The sequence below is a fragment of the Streptomyces sp. NPDC051776 genome (assembly GCF_040681345.1).
Classification (GTDB): Bacteria; Actinomycetota; Actinomycetes; order Streptomycetales; family Streptomycetaceae; genus Streptomyces.
The window spans coordinates 1-16,560 of sequence record NZ_JBFAYQ010000015.1; the positions used below are offsets into that span (position 1 = coordinate 1).

The 16,560-nt window shown below is 71.4% G+C and carries 14 protein-coding genes; 12 read left to right on the forward strand and 2 right to left on the reverse strand.

The features are described 5' to 3' along the window. The first annotated feature begins 306 nt into the window (after nucleotides 1-306). The 8 genes from rsmD to AB0M26_RS14440 all read left to right on the forward strand — a co-directional run bounded on the left by rsmD (nucleotide 307) and on the right by AB0M26_RS14440 (nucleotide 7,191). On the forward strand, nucleotides 307-906 hold the full coding sequence (gene rsmD / locus AB0M26_RS14405; protein ID WP_365259839.1) for a 16S rRNA (guanine(966)-N(2))-methyltransferase RsmD: 600 nt from the start codon (nucleotides 307-309) through the stop codon (nucleotides 904-906). A 26-nt stretch (nucleotides 907-932) separates the two neighbouring features. Continuing rightward, nucleotides 933-1,418: a pantetheine-phosphate adenylyltransferase gene (coaD, locus tag AB0M26_RS14410; RefSeq protein WP_365260140.1), complete on the forward strand. Its 486-nt coding sequence runs from the start codon at nucleotides 933-935 to the stop codon at nucleotides 1,416-1,418. Nucleotides 1,419-1,545: 127 nt separating this feature from the next. Beyond that, nucleotides 1,546-2,628, forward strand: coding sequence for an ATP synthase F0 subunit B (locus AB0M26_RS14415; protein ID WP_365260143.1), 1,083 nt, complete (start codon nucleotides 1,546-1,548; stop codon nucleotides 2,626-2,628). Between the two features lie 178 nt (nucleotides 2,629-2,806). Continuing rightward, nucleotides 2,807-3,436: a YceD family protein gene (locus tag AB0M26_RS14420; protein ID WP_365260146.1), complete on the forward strand. Its 630-nt coding sequence runs from the start codon at nucleotides 2,807-2,809 to the stop codon at nucleotides 3,434-3,436. Nucleotides 3,437-3,438: 2 nt separating this feature from the next. Next, entirely contained in the window at nucleotides 3,439-3,612 is a 174-nt protein-coding gene (gene rpmF / locus AB0M26_RS14425; RefSeq protein ID WP_009714764.1) for a 50S ribosomal protein L32, read from the forward strand. A gap of 19 nt (nucleotides 3,613-3,631) precedes the next feature. Further along, on the forward strand, nucleotides 3,632-4,474 hold the full coding sequence (gene rnc, locus AB0M26_RS14430) for a ribonuclease III (RefSeq protein ID WP_365259843.1): 843 nt from the start codon (nucleotides 3,632-3,634) through the stop codon (nucleotides 4,472-4,474). Nucleotides 4,475-4,775: 301 nt separating this feature from the next. After that, nucleotides 4,776-5,657, forward strand: coding sequence for a bifunctional DNA-formamidopyrimidine glycosylase/DNA-(apurinic or apyrimidinic site) lyase (gene mutM / locus AB0M26_RS14435; protein ID WP_365259846.1), 882 nt, complete (start codon nucleotides 4,776-4,778; stop codon nucleotides 5,655-5,657). A gap of 172 nt (nucleotides 5,658-5,829) precedes the next feature. After that, nucleotides 5,830-7,191: a glycosyltransferase family 87 protein gene (locus tag AB0M26_RS14440; protein WP_365259849.1), complete on the forward strand. Its 1,362-nt coding sequence runs from the start codon at nucleotides 5,830-5,832 to the stop codon at nucleotides 7,189-7,191. A 232-nt stretch (nucleotides 7,192-7,423) separates the two neighbouring features. Here AB0M26_RS14440 and AB0M26_RS14445 read toward each other — a convergent pair whose 3' ends face one another. Further along, nucleotides 7,424-8,137 (reverse strand): CAP domain-containing protein, encoded by a 714-nt coding sequence (locus AB0M26_RS14445; protein ID WP_365259851.1) that lies wholly within the window; start codon nucleotides 8,135-8,137, stop codon nucleotides 7,424-7,426. A 276-nt stretch (nucleotides 8,138-8,413) separates the two neighbouring features. Between AB0M26_RS14445 and AB0M26_RS14450 the strand changes: the two genes are divergently transcribed. From AB0M26_RS14450 to AB0M26_RS14465, 4 genes are all read left to right on the forward strand, one after another. Then, nucleotides 8,414-8,695, forward strand: a complete 282-nt coding sequence (locus AB0M26_RS14450) for an acylphosphatase (protein ID WP_365259854.1) — start codon at nucleotides 8,414-8,416, stop codon at nucleotides 8,693-8,695. 383 nt (nucleotides 8,696-9,078) lie between these two features. Continuing rightward, nucleotides 9,079-9,291 carry a hypothetical protein gene (locus AB0M26_RS14455; RefSeq protein WP_365259857.1) on the forward strand — a complete coding sequence of 71 codons (213 nt, stop codon included), beginning with the start codon at nucleotides 9,079-9,081 and terminating at the stop codon, nucleotides 9,289-9,291. Nucleotides 9,292-9,483: 192 nt separating this feature from the next. Then, complete coding sequence (locus AB0M26_RS14460) at nucleotides 9,484-13,749, forward strand: AAA family ATPase (protein ID WP_365259860.1); 4,266 nt, start codon at nucleotides 9,484-9,486, stop codon at nucleotides 13,747-13,749. Nucleotides 13,750-13,945: 196 nt separating this feature from the next. Next, complete coding sequence (locus AB0M26_RS14465; RefSeq protein WP_365259863.1) at nucleotides 13,946-15,373, forward strand: sugar porter family MFS transporter; 1,428 nt, start codon at nucleotides 13,946-13,948, stop codon at nucleotides 15,371-15,373. Between the two features lie 43 nt (nucleotides 15,374-15,416). On the opposite strand, the gene AB0M26_RS14470 is transcribed toward AB0M26_RS14465, so the two are convergent. Then, nucleotides 15,417-16,406 carry an LLM class flavin-dependent oxidoreductase gene (locus tag AB0M26_RS14470; RefSeq protein WP_365259866.1) on the reverse strand — a complete coding sequence of 330 codons (990 nt, stop codon included), beginning with the start codon at nucleotides 16,404-16,406 and terminating at the stop codon, nucleotides 15,417-15,419. Nucleotides 16,407-16,560: the final 154 nt, after the last annotated feature.

Consider the following 16,560-nt stretch of genomic DNA (forward strand, 5'->3'; position numbering starts at 1 on the left):
AGTTGCACCTGCGTCATGCATGACGATCTACAGGAACCCGCCCCGCTGCGGGAGCGGAGCCCACAGATTGATCACAACTGGATACGCCCCCTAGTAGGCCCGCCGCGTAAGGGCCGGAGCCCGTCTACGCAGGAGCGCCGTCCCCCCGAAGGCGGGCGGGACTTCGGCGGCAGGCCCGGCCCCGGCCGCCGCCCGGACCCCGCAACCAGGACGAGGTGCGGGGCCCGGCCGGCGCCGGACGCCATATCGTGGAGGGCGGCGGCCGTGCGGGGCCGCTGCCCCATCCAAGAGAAGGACCGGACGCCCATGACCCGCGTGATCGCCGGAGCTGCCGGCGGACGCCGCCTGGCCGTACCGCCGGGCACCGGCACCCGCCCGACCTCCGACCGGGCGCGCGAGGGCCTGTTCTCCACCTGGGAGTCGCTGCTCGGTGACCTGGACGGGGCCCGGGTCCTGGACCTCTACGGCGGATCGGGCGCCGTCGGGCTGGAGGCGCTCTCCCGCGGGGCCGGGCATGTGCTGCTCGTGGAGGCCGATACGCGCGCGGCCCGGGTCATCCGGGACAACGTGCGCGTGATCGGCCTGCCCGGCGCCGAGGTCCGCACCGCCAGGGCCGAGCACCTGCTCGCGGGGCCCGCTCCGGCCGATCCGTACGACGTGGTGTTCCTGGACCCGCCCTACGTCGTCACGGATGACGATCTTCGCGAGATCCTGCTCACACTCCGTACGGAGGGCTGGCTCGCCGGTGACGCGCTCGCCACCGTGGAGCGCAGCACCAGAGGCGGAGAATTCCGGTGGCCGGCCGGGTTCGAAGGGCTGCGGGCCCGTCGCTACGGCGAGGGCACGCTTTGGTACGGTCGCGCCGCCTCGACGCGCACCACAGCAACATCAACCCGCGTGTCATGACCGGACCGGAGAGCGAGGAACCACAGTTGCGCCGCGCCGTCTGTCCGGGGTCCTTCGACCCCGTCACCAATGGACACCTCGACATCATCGGCCGCGCCTCGAAGCTGTACGACGAGGTGTACGTCGCCGTGATGATCAACAAGTCGAAGAAGGGCCTGTTCAGCGTCGACGAGCGGATCGACCTGCTGCGGCGGGTCACCGCCGAGTACGGCAACGTCAGGGTCGAGGCCTTCCACGGTCTGCTCGTCGACTTCTGCAAGCAGCGCGACATCCCGGCGATCGTCAAGGGTCTCCGCGCGGTCAGCGACTTCGACTACGAGCTGCAGATGGCCCAGATGAACAACGGCCTCTCCGGCGTCGAGACCCTCTTCGTCCCCACCAATCCCACGTACAGCTTCCTCTCCTCCAGCCTGGTCAAGGAGGTCGCGGCCTGGGGCGGTGACGTGTCCCATCTCGTGCCGCCGCTGGTGCTGGAGGCGCTGGTCAAGCGCCTCGGCGAGCGCGAGGCCTGACGAGGCGCGGCGACGTGCCGGACGGCTTCCCGATCTGACAGCCCGTCAGCAGGTGTCGGCGGGGTGCCCCGTGGTCGTACAGTCGTCAGGACCCGACCCATCCCGGTAGAGAGTGGCGAAGCCCAAGGTGGACGTGCAGAACAAACTCGACGAGATCGTCGAGGTGATCGGCAGGGCCCGGTCCATGCCCATGTCGGCCTCGTGCGTGGTCAACCGCGCCGAGCTCCTCGCCATGCTCGAAGAGGTCCGCGAGGCGCTGCCGGGGTCGCTCGCCCGGGCGCAGGAACTGCTCGGCGGCCGTGACCGGATGGTCGAGGAGGCCCGTGCCGAGGCCGAGCGGATCATCCAGGGCGCGCACGCCGAGCGGGGCTCGCTGGTCTCCGGCACCGAGGTCGCCCTGCGGTCCCAGGAGGAGGCCGACCGTATCCTGGCCGAGGCCCGCCGCGAGGCCGAGGAGATCCGCGCCGAGGCCGACGACTACGTCGACAGCAAGCTGGCCAACTTCGAGGTCGTCCTGACCAAGACCATCGGTTCCGTCGACCGAGGCCGGGAGAAACTGCTCGGCCGCGGCCCCGGCCTCGACGAGCAGGGCTACGAGGACGAGGACGCCCCCGAGCGCAGCGCGGACCCCGCCACCCTGCGCGAGCGCGCCGACGCGTACGTCGACACCAAGCTGGGTGCCTTCGAGGCCGTGCTGTCCAAGACGCTGGAGGCGGTCGGCCGCGGCCGGCAGAAGCTGCACGGGCAGCGGCCGAGCGACGAGCTGGGCGCGCACATGGCCGCACAGGACGGTGTCGCCCAGGTCCCGCAGACCTCCGACGCCGAGTACCTGGCGGGCCTTGCCGGACAGGATCCATCCCAGCAGGCCCAGGTCCCGGCCCAACCGCAGCAGGTCGCGGCGCAGGCCCAGCCTCAGGTCCCCGCCCAGATGCAGCCCCACCAGGACTACTACGCCGCCTATCAGCCGCAGGACCCCTACGGCTACCAGCAGACGTACGGGCAGCAGGACGCGTACGGCACCTACCAGGACCCGTACGGCTACCAGCAGGGGTACGACCCGGCCTACGCGCAGCAGCAGGCCGAGCAGCAGGCCCAGCAGCAACAGCAGCCTCAGGCGCCGCAGGGTGCGGCCGCGCTGGACGAGACGAGCCTCTTCGACACGAGCATGATCGACCTCGACCAGCTCCGGCAGTACGAGCAGGGCCGCTGACCGTCCTGCGCCCGGGTCGTGGGTCGCCTGGCAACGGGCGGATTGGGCCCACGGCGCCCCGTCCAGTATCCTGGCCCTTCGGTCGCGCGTACGTCCGCGATCACGGCTGCCCGCACTCATCCGGAGGTCACTCCGGGCGCCAGGGCCGCCGGCACCGCAGCGTAGAAAGCAGGAAGCCCTGAACGCCCGCCTCGACCACCGCAACCCGCTCGTGTTCGACACGCACGAGCTGGGCCGGCGTCCCGGCGCGCTTCAGCGGCTCACCCGCTCCGTCGACGCCCCGGAAGATCTCGGCATCGAGGTCATCGGGGTGCCCGGCGACGCGGCGGTGGAGCTCGACCTCCGCCTGGAGTCGGTCATGGAAGGGGTGCTCGTCACGGGCACCGTCCGTGCGCCGCTCAAGGGGGAGTGCGTAAGGTGTCTGGAGCCGCTGGAGCGAGAGCTCGAAGCGGACTTCCAGGAGATGTTCTCCTACCCCGACGCCGATGACCGGAGCCGCGAGACGGAGTCCGGCGACGACGCCGAGGACGAGGACTTGCTCTTCCTCGAGGACGGCATGTTCGACCTCGAGCCGGTGCTGCGCGACGCGGTGGTGCTCGCACTTCCGCTGCAGCCGGTGTGCCGGGAGGACTGCCCCGGACTGTGCCCCGAGTGCGGGGCGCGGCTCGCGGACGACCCGGACCACCACCACGACGCCGTCGACATCCGTTGGGCGGCACTGCAGGGACTCGCCGATTCACTCAAGGACGGCGAGAAGGACGACATGAGCGGCGCCGAAGCGGGCGTCGACGAGAAGCAGGAGAAGTAGCCGTGGCCGTTCCCAAGCGGAAGATGTCGCGCAGCAACACGCGTCACCGCCGGTCGCAGTGGAAGGCTGCGGTCCCCACCCTGGTGGCGTGCGAGCGCTGCCACGAGCCGAAGCAGCAGCACATCGCGTGCCCGAGCTGCGGCACCTACAACCGCCGCCAGGTCCTCGAGGTCTGAACGGCGGGTGACAGGCTTCATGTCGGACGCCAGCAAGCCGAAAAAGGCTCAGGCAGACAAGGCCTCGTCCCATGCGCTCCTGGAAGGGCGGCTCGGGTATCGGCTCGAGTCCGCCCTTCTGGTGCGTGCGCTGACCCACCGCTCCTACGCGTACGAGAACGGCGGTCTGCCCACCAATGAGCGGCTGGAGTTCCTCGGGGACTCCGTGCTCGGACTGGTGGTCACGGACACGCTGTACCGCATCCACCCCGACCTGCCCGAGGGCCAGCTGGCCAAGCTGCGGGCCGCGGTGGTCAACTCGCGCGCGCTCGCGGGGGTCGGCCGTGGCCTGGAGCTGGGCTCGTTCATCCGGCTCGGGAGGGGCGAAGAGGGCACGGGAGGCCGGGACAAGGCGTCGATCCTCGCGGACACCCTGGAAGCGGTGATCGGGGCCGTCTATCTGGACCGGGGTCTCGACGCGGCCGCGGAGCTGGTGCACCGGCTCTTCGACCCGCTGATCGAGAAGTCCTCCAACCTGGGAGCGGGCCTGGACTGGAAGACCAGTCTCCAGGAGCTGACCGCAACCGAGGGCCTCGGGGTCCCCGAGTACCTGGTCACCGAGACCGGGCCCGACCACGAGAAGACCTTCACGGCTGCCGCCCGCGTCGGTGGTGTCGCGTACGGCACCGGCACCGGCCGCAGCAAGAAGGAAGCCGAGCAGCAGGCGGCGGAGACCGCCTGGCGCGCGATCCGCGAGGCCGCGGACGCCGCGGCCAAGGCGAAGGCCGAAGCGGAAGGTGCTTCCGGCAACGGGAAGGCCCAGGCAGCCGCCGACGGCGGCGCCAAGGGCTCCCGCGCCAACGCCGACCACTCGGCGGGCTGACGCACCGTCCGCCCGGCCTTCGCGGGCCGGGCGGAAGCGTCACGAAGGCTTCTCCCGTGGGCCGGTCCGTATGCGGGCCGCGGCGCGAGCGGTCGCGGGCCGTCGCTCGGCCCGCTCGGTCTCCCGCGCCTCGGGGCGTACCGCGTACGGCGTCGGGGCCCAGTAGCGTCAACGGTCGCCGTCCGGCGCGGAGCGTGGGGCACCACACTCCGACCGGTGTGGCCGCGGACGTGTCCGCGCGGTGCCCGCGGGAATGACCTTGGGCGCAACCGTGTCCGCCGAACCTCCCGGAGGAGCCCCCGTGCCAGAGCTGCCCGAAGTCGAGGTGGTCCGACGCGGCCTGGACCGCTGGGTGTCCGGCCGCACCATCGCCTCCGTCGAGGTGCGGCACGCCCGCGCGATCCGCCGCCATCTGGCCGGTCCCGCCGACTTCGCCGACCGGCTCGTCGGCGCCACCTTCGGCCCGGCCCACCGCCGGGGCAAGTACCTCTGGCTGCCCGTCGAGTCCACCGGAACCTCGGTCCTCGGTCACCTCGGCATGAGCGGTCAGCTGCTCGTCCAGCCCGAGGACGCCCTTGACGAGACCCATCTGCGCATCCGCTTCCGCTTCGCCGACGCCGCGGGAACGGAGCTGCGCTTCGTCGACCAGCGGACGTTCGGCGGTCTGTCCCTGCACGCCCAGGTGCCGGGGTCGCCGGACGGGCTCCCGGACGCCATCGTCCACATCGCCCGCGACCCGCTCGACCCCGCCTTCGACGAGTCCGCCTTCCACGCGGCGCTGCGCCGCCGTCGTACCACGGTCAAGCGGGCGCTCGTCGACCAGTCCCTCATCAGCGGTGTCGGCAACATCTACGCCGACGAGGCCCTGTGGCGGTCCAAGTTGCACTACGACCGGCCGACGGCGACCATGACCCGGCCCCGGAGCACCGAACTGCTCGGCCACATACGGGATGTGCTGAACGCGGCCCTCGCCGTCGGGGGCACCAGCTTCGACAGTCTCTACGTCAATGTGAACGGCGAATCCGGCTACTTCGACCGCTCCCTGGACGCGTACGGCCGCGAGGACGAGCCCTGCCGCCGCTGCGGCACCCCGATCCGGCGCCGTCCCTGGATGAACCGGTCCAGCTATTACTGCCCCCGCTGCCAGCGCCCCCCGGCCCGCAGAACGCTCGCCCCGCGCTGAGCGCCCGGGCTCTCATGGCCTCTCGAACAGGCCCTGGCACGCGCGCCCCTGCGTATCTCGCCGCCCCGGCGCGCGTGAACCAACCAAAGTCGCTAATTGCCTATATTCAGTGAGGTTTGTCCTATTTCTGTTCAGGGATCCTCACGAATCCTCATCGGTGTACGCGGAGGCGATGGTGACGGAAGTGCCCACGGCGGTCGGACTGGAAGAGCCCAGCAAGGTGCGCGACACCGCCCCGCCGTCGGCGCCGAAGGAGGTCCGCCTCGCCCCGCTGCCCGGCGCGCCGGGCAGCCGGCTCCGCTGGTACCGGCCGCGGACCTGGCCGCGTGACTGGCTGATCCTCGTCGCGTACTGGAGCGCCTCCCGGCTGCTGATGCTCGCCCTGCTGCGCCAGGGGCACGACCACATCGCGGCAGAGGTCCATGTGCTCTACCGCCGGTGGGACGAGCAGCTCCGCGGCGGATCGTTCCCCATCGGGGACGTGAGCTGGCAGTACCCGCCGGGCGCCGCGTTCGTCATGATCGCGCCGGGCCTGGTCCCCCGGATCAGCTACCTCCAGGCCTTCGTGCTGCTCATGCTCGTCTCCGACGCGGTGGTCCTGCTGGCGCTGGTGCTGGCCGTGCACCGCGGCCGCGGACGCAGCCCGGCCGGGGCCTGGATGTGGGCGCTCGCCCTGCCGCTGCTGCTGAGTCTGCCCTTCGCCCGTTACGACGTCCTGGTCACCGGACTCGCCGTCCTCGCCCTGCTCGCGCTGCCGACGCGCCCGCGCCTGGGCGGCACACTGGTCGGCCTCGCCGCCGTGATCAAGGTGTGGCCGGTGCTGACCGTGCTCGGCACGCCACGGGGTCGTACGACGCGCGGGGCCTGGCTCGCGCTCACCGCGTCCGCCGGAGTCCTGCTCCTGATGCTCGCGACCGCGTTCCGGGGCGCGTTCGCCTTCCTCTTCGCCCAGCAGGAGCGCGGCGTGGAGATCGAGTCGATGGGCGGCGCAGTGCTGCATGCGGCGCGCCTGTTCGGATGGCCGGGGGAGGTGAAGCACCAGTACGGCTCGTTCGAGTTCGTCGGCCCGTATGTCTCCTCGGTCGCGGCGGCGTCGCTGCTGCTCACCGCCGCCGCCTTCGCCTGGCTGCTGCTATGGCGTGTGCGGGCACGCCGCTGGACCGATGCCACGCCCTACGATGCCGCGCTGGCCGCCGTACTCCTCTTCACCACCACGAGCCGGGTGATCAGCCCGCAATATCTGATCTGGCTGATCGGGCTGGCCGCGGTGTGCCTGACGGTGGAGCGGACCACGCAGCGCCCGGTGGCCGTGCTGCTGCTCCTCGTGGCCGCGGTGACCACCATCGACTATCCGCTGTTCTTCAGTGCCGTGGTGGGCGGTTCATGGCAGGGAACCGCCGTGGTGGTCGTGCGGGACGGCCTGCTGCTCGCGGCGACGCTGCTGTCCTGCGTACGCCTGTGGCGGGCCACGGTGCCGCGCCGTCCGCGCGGCGCGGGCCGCCTGCCCCGGCCGGGCCACGGTGCCGCGCCGTGACGGCAGGGAAGCCGGGGGGCTGACGGGCCGGTTCTCCGAGGTCGAGCACGCACGGGCGCCGCATGCGCCTCCCCGAGGCGCCCCCCAGGTCTCGCCTCGACCGTTCCGGCAGCTGACGAACGACGGACCCGCGCGCCGCCATTGACCGCGCACCCGGGGGTGTGCAGTCCTCACCCACCGGGGCCCGGAGGCGGCCCGACTCGTCGGGCACGCCCCCTGACCTGCGGCTGCCTCAGAAGCCGAAGTCCTGCGTCCACCAGGGGCCGCCCTCACCGAACTGCGCGCCCACGCCCATCTTCTTGTAGTCGCAGTTGAGGATGTTGGCCCGGTGGCCGGGGCTCGCCATCCAGGCGTCCACGACCGCTTCGGCGTCCTGCTGGCCGCGGGCGATGTTCTCGCCGCCCAGTCCGATGATCCCGAGCACGTCCGCACGGTCCCAGGGATTCTCGCCGTCGGGGTCGGTGTGGTCGAAGAAGTCGCGGTCGGCCATGTCCTCGCTGAAGGCCTCGGCAAGATCCGCGAGGTCCTTGTCACGCTTCACCGGGCGGCAACCGGCCTCCTTCCGCTCCTTGTTGACCAGGCGCAGCACCTTGGCCTCGGCGGAGGACTCCGATTCCGTCGAGCCGGGCACGCGTCCGGGCTTCTCCTGCTTGCCCTTGGGCGGGCGGGGTGCGGACGGCTTGCTGTCGTCGTCCGAAGAGCCGGACGGCCGCTGCGAAGGTTCGGAGGGTTTCTCCGGTTGGTGCGACCGGGACGGGATCGAGCTCGGCGGGCCCGTCGGATCGCTGCCGCGTCCGATCGGGCTCGAGGGGCGGCCCGTGGGGGTCGATGATGCGGTGCCCTGCGGGTCGAAGCCGGGTATGCCCCCGGTCTCCACCTGGGTGCCCTTGCCGACGGCACCGCCGACCGTGTAATCGTCGCCTCCCGGCATCAGCCCGGAGGCCATGGCCACGGCTCCCACGGCCATGGCGGCCGAAGCGCCGAGGAGACCCGTCCGGACTGGTGCATAGCTCCGGCGTGCACCTCGGTGCCGACCGGCGCCGTTCCTCGGTGGGGGCGCGGAAGCAGTGCGTCGGTGGCGGCCCATCGCTGCCTTCCTCCACATGCGTTGGAGACACCATGTTTCACTCGGATGAGTGAGCCTTTCAATTGCGGGGCACTGTACGCCATCACGGGTGGGGTCGGAGTGCTTCTCGAGTAAATGGCCGGTTAGCGTGGTGACATGAGCGAAGATGTCCGGCTCACTGCGTGGGTCCGTGGCCGTGTTCAGGGCGTCGGCTTCCGCTGGTTCACCCGAGCGGAGGCTCTCGGGATCGGTGGCCTCTCGGGGTTCGCCTCGAACCTCTACGACGGTCGCGTCCAGGTGGTCGCCGAGGGCTCACGAGAGGGCTGCGAGAAACTGCTGGATTGGCTCCGCGTCGGCGACACGCCCGGGCAGGTCAGCGGAGTGACGGATATCTGGGACGCCCCGCGGGGTGGATACGAGGGCTTCGAGATCCGGTGACCGACTCCGCGCTCCGACCCCTCGCGTACGGGCGCCGACCGCGCTCCGAAGTGCTGCTGTCATGTGCGCGGGGGCGGGGTGACCTGGTGGTTGCCAAGAACGCGCCGTCATGGAAAGCTGCGGCCGTAAGGATGATCTCCAAGCGCCACGGGCCTCCTGGAGTGAGCAGCGCCGCGCATGCAGCCGCCGCGCGCCACCGGGCCGCCCGGGCCTACGGCGTGTGATCGTGTTGACCGTCCAACCTTTTGGTGAGACGCTGGAATCCCCGCGCACCCTACCTGTTTGACATTGAGAACAACGGTGATGGCAGACATCGCGGGTGCGACATTCCCTCACGACCCACACCGCTTCGGTCGGTCACTCATTGTGGAGGACCATCCATCATGGCAAAGGCGCTTCTCGGTTACGTCGGCGGATCCGACCCGCGACTCCTCGCCGAGATGCGACGGCTGCAGCAGCGTGTACAGGACCTCGAATCCGAGCTTGTACGGATCCAGGCCGAGAACGACGCGCTCGCGGCTGCCGCGCACCAGGGCGACTCGCTGCTTGACGGCATCGACATCGACGTACCCAAGGCGGAGCCTGCGCTGACCTGACCCCAGCCATCACCATCGGCCGGTCGGGCTGCAACGTCAGCCGCTTGAGAATCTGCAAGGGACGCTTCGGCGTCCCTTCTTTCCTTTCCGCCCGGCATCCGTAGGGCGCCTCCCTTACCGACTGATGTGCCCTGCGTATCCTCCGGTGAAACTCTCCGGAGACACCCGAGCGCAAAGGTAGAGTCCGACGGCGTGCACCTCAAGAGCCTGACCCTGCGCGGGTTCAAATCCTTCGCGTCGGCCACGACGCTGAGATTCGAGCCCGGCATCACCTGTGTCGTGGGCCCGAACGGCTCGGGTAAGTCCAATGTCGTGGACGCCCTGTCCTGGGTCATGGGCGAACAAGGTGCGAAGTCGCTGCGCGGCGGCAAGATGGAGGACGTGATCTTCGCCGGGACCACCGGCCGGCCGCCGCTCGGGCGCGCCGAGGTGTCCCTCACGATCGACAATGCCGACGGCGCCCTGCCCATCGACTACGCCGAAGTGACCATCACGCGGATCATGTTCCGCAACGGTGGCAGCGAGTACCAGATCAACGGGGACACCTGCCGGCTCCTGGACATCCAGGAGCTGCTCTCCGACTCGGGTATCGGCCGTGAGATGCACGTGATCGTGGGTCAGGGCCAGCTCGACTCCGTCCTGCACGCCGACCCGATGGGCCGCAGGGCTTTCATCGAGGAGGCGGCGGGCGTCCTCAAACACCGCAAGCGCAAGGAGAAGGCGCTCCGGAAGCTGGACGCGATGCAGGCCAACCTCGCGCGTGTCCAGGACCTCACCGACGAGCTGCGGCGGCAGCTCAAGCCGCTGGGCCGGCAGGCCGCGGTGGCCCGACGGGCCGCCGTCATCCAGGCCGACCTCCGCGACGCGCGGCTGCGGCTGCTGGCCGACGACCTGGTGACGCTGCGCGAGGCGCTGCGCGCCGAGGTCGCCGACGAGGCCGCGCTCAAGGAGCGGAAGGAGGCCGCGGAGTCCGAGCTGCGCGCTGCGTCGCAGCGCGAGTCCGCCCTCGAGGACGAGGTGCGCCGACTCACCCCGCGGCTCCAGCAGGCGCAGCAGACCTGGTACGAGCTGTCGCAGCTCGCCGAGCGGGTGCGCGGCACGATCAGCCTCGCGGACGCCCGTGTGAAGAGCGCGACCTCCGCGCCCCCGGAGGAGCGACGCGGCCGGGACCCCGAGGACCTGGAGCGCGAGGCCGCGAGGATCCGCGAGCAGGAGGCGGAACTGGAGGCCGCGCTGGAGGCCGCGACCCGGGCCCTGGACGACACGGTCGCCCATCGGGCCGAACTGGAGCGCGAGTTGGCAATGGAGGAGCGGCGTCTGAAGGACGTCGCCCGCGCCATCGCCGACCGCCGCGAGGGTCTCGCGCGGCTCCACGGTCAGGTCAACGCCGCCCGTAGCCGGGCGGGTTCCGCCCAGGCCGAGATCGACCGGCTGGCGAGCGCCCGCGACGAGGCGCAGGAGCGCGCGGTGGCGGCCCAGGAGGAGTACGAGCAGCTCAAGGCCGAGGTCGATGGACTGGACGTGGGCGACGCCCAGTTGGCCGAGCGTCACGAACAGGCCAAGCGTGAGCTGGCCGCGGCCGAGACCGCGCTGAGCGAGGCGCGCGAGGCGGCCACCGCGGCCGAGCGCAGGCGCGCGGCGACCTCGGCCCGGCACGACGCCCTGGCCATGGGGCTGCGCCGCAAGGACGGTACGGGCGCGCTGCTGGCCGCCGCCGACCGGCTGAGCGGCCTTCTGGGCCCCGCCGCCGAACTGCTGACCGTCACGCCCGGCTACGAAGTACCCGCAGCCGCTGCCCTGGGCGCTGCCGCCGATGCCGTCGCGGTCGCCGACCCTGCCACCGCCGCCGACGCCATCCGCCTTCTCCGGAAGCAGGACGCGGGCCGTGCGGCGATCCTGCTGGCCGCGGTTCCGGAGCCCGGTTCTGTTGCGACGGCGTACGAGTCGGTGGCGGCCGCGCCGTCCGGAAGCGGCCGCGTCCCCGGTCCCGCCGCGGAGCCCGGCGTTACGGGGAACCCGGTGGGGGTGGGAGCCCAGGACGCCGGAGCCACTGGTTCCGCCGCGGAGTCGGCAGAGTCTGTCACGTCCGTTTCCGGCCGGACCGGAACGGTTCCGGGCGACGACCACCCGGAAGCGCCCGGGGACGGCCGCGCTGCCTCCCGCGCATGCCCCGATGACGAGCGCGGCGGTACCGGAGGCGAGGGCATCCCGGCCCCTGCCCGTACGCCCGGAGCGGATGCCAGGACGTACCCGGCGGTGACGGGGCACCTGGACCCGGAGCGCGACTCCGCGGCCGGGCCCGCTGCCGGTGCCTCGCCGGGGGACCGTGCGACGGCACTGCAGCAGCCGTACGACGGTGGCCACGGGCCTCTCGCCCGGCCGGGGGAGCCGGGGCAGGGGACGCCGGCCGCGCCCCGCCACACCGGAGCCGGGTCCACGGACGATGACGCAACCGGATCCGAGGACGCGCCAGCGGGCGACGGACCGGCAGCGGAGCCGGGCGCGCTCCCCGGACAGCGCTCGGACGCACCCGAGCCCAGCGGCTCCGGCATGCCGCACTCCGGCGGCTCCGGCGGCTCCGGCGTACCGCGGCCCGGCGGCTCCGGCGCGGCGCACGACAGCGCGGCCGGCCCGGGAGCCGGCCGTGCCGCCGGGGATCCGCCGTACGCCCATGACCTCGTCCGGGGTCCCGCGGACCTGATGCCCGCGCTGCGGCGCCTGCTGCGCGACGTGGTGGTCGTCGGAACCCTGGAGGACGCCGAGGACCTGGTCGCCGCGCGCCCCGGGCTCATCGCCGTCACCGCCGAAGGTGACGTGCTGGGCGCGCACTTCGCGCAGGGCGGTTCGGCCGGGGCGCCGAGCCTGCTGGAGGTGCAGGCCTCCGTCGACGAGGCGGCGGCCGAGCTTGAAGACCTGGCCGTACGGTGCGAGGAGCTGGCGCAGGCGCAGCACCGCGCGAGCGACCGGCGCACCGCGAGCGCCGCGCTCGTCGAGGAGCTGGCCGCGCAGCGCAGCGCCGCCGACCGGGAGAAGTCGGCCGTCGCCCAGTCGCTCGGACGGCTCGCCGGACAGGCCCGCGGCGCGGCGGGCGAGGCCGAGCGCATGACCGCTGCCGCGGCCAAGGCGGAGGGCGCCCTCGTCCGGGCGACGGAGGAGGTCGAGGAGCTCGCCGAACGGCTGCGCACCGCCGAGGAGGCGCCGGCCGAGGAGGAGCCCGACACCTCCGTACGGGACCGGCTCGCGGCCGACGGAGCCAACGCGCGGCAGACGGAGATGGAGGCGCGGCTGCAGGTCCGTACCCACGAGGAGAGGGTCAAGGGCCTTGCCGGACGGGCGGATTCGCTCGACCGGGCGGCGCGCACCGAGCGGGAGGCGCGAGCGCGCGCGGAGCAGCGGCGGGCCCGGATGCGCCATGAGGCCGCGGTCGCCTCGGCCGTCGCGGACGGTGCCCGGCAGCTGCTGGCCCATGTCGAGGTCTCGCTCGTACGGGCCGAGGAGGAGCGCGCGGCGGCCGAGCGCGCCAAGGGGGAGCGCGAGCAGGAGCTGTCCGCCGAGCGCAACCACGGGCGCGATCTGAAGGCGGAGCTCGACAAGCTGACCGACTCGGTGCACCGGGGCGAGGTGCTGGGCGCCGAGAAGCGGATGAAGATCGAGCAGCTGGAGGCGAAGGCGCTGGAGGAGCTGGGCGTCGAACCGGCCGGGCTGATCGCCGAGTACGGGCCGCAGCAGCTCGTTCCGCCGTCCCTGCCGGCCGAGGGCGAGGAACTGCCCGAGGACCCGGAGCATCCGCGCAACCAGCAGGTCCCCTATGTCCGGGCCCAGCAGGAGAAGCGGCTCAAGGCGGCTGAGCGGGCGTACCAGCAGCTCGGCAAGGTCAATCCGCTCGCGCTTGAGGAGTTCGCGGCGCTGGAGGAACGCCACAAGTTCCTCAGCGAGCAGCTCGAGGATCTGAAGAAGACCCGGGCCGATCTCCTTCAGGTGGTGAAGGAGGTCGACGAGCGCGTCGAGCAGGTCTTCACGGAGGCGTACCGGGACACGGCCCATGAGTTCGAGGGGGTTTTCTCCCGTTTGTTCCCGGGTGGCGAGGGACGGCTCGTCCTGACCGACCCCGACAACATGCTCACCACAGGCGTGGACGTCGAGGCGCGTCCGCCGGGGAAGAAGGTCAAGCGCCTCTCGCTTCTCTCGGGCGGCGAGCGGTCGTTGACCGCGGTGGCGATGCTGGTGTCCATCTTCAAGGCCAGGCCCAGCCCGTTCTATGTGATGGACGAGGTCGAGGCCGCCCTCGACGACACCAATCTGCAGCGGCTGATCCGGATCATGGAGGAGCTGCAGGAGAGTTCCCAGCTCATCGTGATCACCCATCAGAAGCGGACCATGGAGGTCGCGGACGCGCTGTACGGCGTCTCGATGCAGGGTGACGGCGTCTCGAAGGTCATCAGTCAGCGTCTGCGCTGATCAACTACAAGTATTGAACGAAATCTTCACATCGCTTCAGCGGTTCTCATGGACTGCGGCCTATTGACTTCGAGACTTGAAGACATAGTCTCTGCAACGTTGCCTTTACCTTCAAGTGGTGGCGCAGTCATGTCCGCGTCCCATCAGAAGGGCCGACCCCCAGACCCGGCGGCGCTGCCGGGCCAAGGAGCAGACGTTGACCACCACCGCGCAGCCACCGCAGACCGAAGGGCGCAAGGCCCGCCCCGAGCATCTCGGCCACGTCATCTTCATCACGGCCGCCGCAGCGATGGGCGGCTTTCTCTTCGGGTACGACAGTTCGGTCATCAACGGTGCCGTCGAAGCCATCCGCGCGAGGTTCGGCGTCGGTTCGGAAGCCCTCGCTCAGGTCATCGCGGCCGCGCTGATCGGCTGTGCCCTCGGCGCCGCCATCGCCGGCCGGCTCGCCGACCGCATCGGCCGTATCCGCGTGATGCAGATCGCGGCCGCGCTCTTCACGGTCAGCGCGCTCGGGTCCGCTGTACCGTTCGCGCTCTGGGACCTGGCCCTGTGGCGGGTGTTGGGCGGAGTCGCCATCGGCATGGCCTCTGTCATCGGCCCCGCCTACATCGCCGAGGTCGCCCCACCCGCGTACCGGGGCCGGCTCGCCTCCTTCCAGCAGGCCGCCATCGTCATCGGCATCGCAGTCTCCCAGCTCGTCAACTGGGGTGTGCTGACCGCCGCCGACGGTGAACAGCGCGGCGAGCTGGCCGGGTTCGAGGCCTGGCAGTGGATGCTCGGCGTGATGGTGGTCCCCGCCGTCCTCTACGGCGTGCTGTCCTTCGCGATCCCGGAGTCCCCCCGCTTCCTGATATCCGCCGGCCGTACGGATGAGGCGCGCAAGGTCCTGGCGGACGTCGAAGGCGGTGCCGTCGATCTGGACACCCGCGTCGGCGAGATCGAGACGGCGATGCGCAGCGAGCACAAGTCCACCTTCAAGGACCTTCTCGGCGGCCGCGCCGGATTGCTGCCCATCGTCTGGATCGGTATCGGCCTCTCGGTCTTCCAGCAGCTCGTCGGTATCAACGTGATCTTCTACTACTCGTCGTCGTTGTGGCAGTCCGTCGGCATCGACCCGAGCAGCTCGTTCTTCTACAGCTTCACCACATCGATCATCAACATCATCGGCACGGTGATCGCGATGGTCTTCGTCGACCGCCTCGGCCGCAAGCCGCTCGCCCTCATCGGCTCCGTCGGCATGGCGGTCTCGCTGGGCGCGGCCGCATGGGCGTTCTCGTACAAGACCGGCAGCGGCACCCACATCTCCATGCCGGACCTCCAGGGCACGGTGGCACTCTTCGCCGCCCACGCCTTTGTGCTGTTCTTCGCCCTTTCCTGGGGCGTGGTCGTCTGGGTGCTGCTCGGCGAGATGTTCCCCAACCGGATCCGTGCCGCCGCGCTCGGTGTCGCCGCCTCGGCCCAGTGGGTCGCCAACTGGCTGATCACCGTGAGCTTCCCGTCCCTCTCGGACTGGAACCTCTCCGGCGCGTACGTGATCTACACGGTCTTCGCTCTGCTCTCGGTCCCGTTCATCCTCAAGTGGGTGCCGGAGACCAAGGGCAAGGCGTTGGAGGAGATGGGCTGATTCCCCCCGCTGCCCACTCCTCGTGGCAGGTCGCTGCCCCGGCTCATCCCTGGAGCCGGGGCAGTACCTTTTCGCCGAACAGATGCAGACTGCGCCAGCCCTCGTCCACCGGCATACCGCCGCACAGCGGATGCAGCACCAGACTTCCCGCGCCCTCGCCCGATGCGGCGAACGCCGCGCACTCTTCGGGGGTGAGGATGCGGTGGATGCCCTCGCGGCGCAGCTCTCCGACCGTGTCCGCACGCGAGCGTACGGCCGAGTGGATGCCCCCGGCGGACTGCCAGGACGCGTACATCCGCGCCTCGTGCAGCAGGTGTTCGCCGTACAGCGCCCAGGCGCGGTCCGGGTCCTCCGCAATGTGCAGCAGCGGGGTACGGGCGGGCGGCATCATGCACCAGCCCTCCGTGCCGAACTCCTCGCGGCAGGCGTGGTAATAGGCCTCCAGTTCCGGGAGGTGGGCGCTGGGGAAGAAGGGCAGGCCGAGCCGGGCCGCACGCCGGGCCGCCGCCTTCGAGCTGCCGCCGACCAGCAGTAGCGGATGGGGCCGGGTGTACGGGCGGGGGGTGACGCGGACCGTACGGCCCCCGTAGTCGAACGGCTCGCCCGTCCAGGCCCTCAGCAGCGTTTCCAGTCCCTCGTCCTGGAGCCGCCCGCGCCGCTCCCAGGTGCGGCCCAGCATCGCGTACTCCTCCTGCCGGTAGCCGATGCCCGCCACAGCCGTGATCCGCCCGGCGCTGGTGAGGTCGAGCACGGCGAGATCCTCGGCCAGGCGCAGGGGGTCGTAGAGCGGGGCGATGAGCGCGGAGACGGTGACGGAGATGCGGCGGGTGGCGCCCAGGACGGCGCCCGCAAAGACCAGGGGAGAGGGCAGCCAGCCGTTCTCGGCGCCGTGGTGCTCCTCGGTCTGGACCATGGTGACGCCGCGGTCGTCCGCGTAGGCCGCCATCTCCACGGCGGCGCGGTAGCGGTGGGACAGCGACTCCGGCGAGGCGCCGGGGCCGACGAGGTTGAACCGTACGACGGTGACGGGCATGGCGGACGTCCCCCTTCGCCTTCGCGGTGAGCGGGCGAGGAGGCACGGTAGTTGACGATGCGTCAGCTAGCTAGAGGGTCCGGCCCGTGGGTTCAGCCGGTGGCGGCCGGTGCCGCGACCCGGTCGGGGTCTTCGGGGGACGCCTCCTCCGCCG

Coding starts and splice junctions, on each gene's coding strand:
- rsmD (WP_365259839.1), top strand. CDS start 307: ATGACCCGCGTGATCGCCGGAGCTGCCGGCGGACGCCGCCTGGCCGTA.
- rnc (WP_365259843.1), top strand. CDS start 3,632: ATGTCGGACGCCAGCAAGCCGAAAAAGGCTCAGGCAGACAAGGCCTCG.
- AB0M26_RS14440 (WP_365259849.1), top strand. CDS start 5,830: ATGGTGACGGAAGTGCCCACGGCGGTCGGACTGGAAGAGCCCAGCAAG.
- AB0M26_RS14445 (WP_365259851.1), bottom strand. CDS start 8,137: ATGGCCTCCGGGCTGATGCCGGGAGGCGACGATTACACGGTCGGCGGT.
- AB0M26_RS14450 (WP_365259854.1), top strand. CDS start 8,414: ATGAGCGAAGATGTCCGGCTCACTGCGTGGGTCCGTGGCCGTGTTCAG.
- AB0M26_RS14455 (WP_365259857.1), top strand. CDS start 9,079: ATGGCAAAGGCGCTTCTCGGTTACGTCGGCGGATCCGACCCGCGACTC.
- AB0M26_RS14470 (WP_365259866.1), bottom strand. CDS start 16,406: ATGCCCGTCACCGTCGTACGGTTCAACCTCGTCGGCCCCGGCGCCTCG.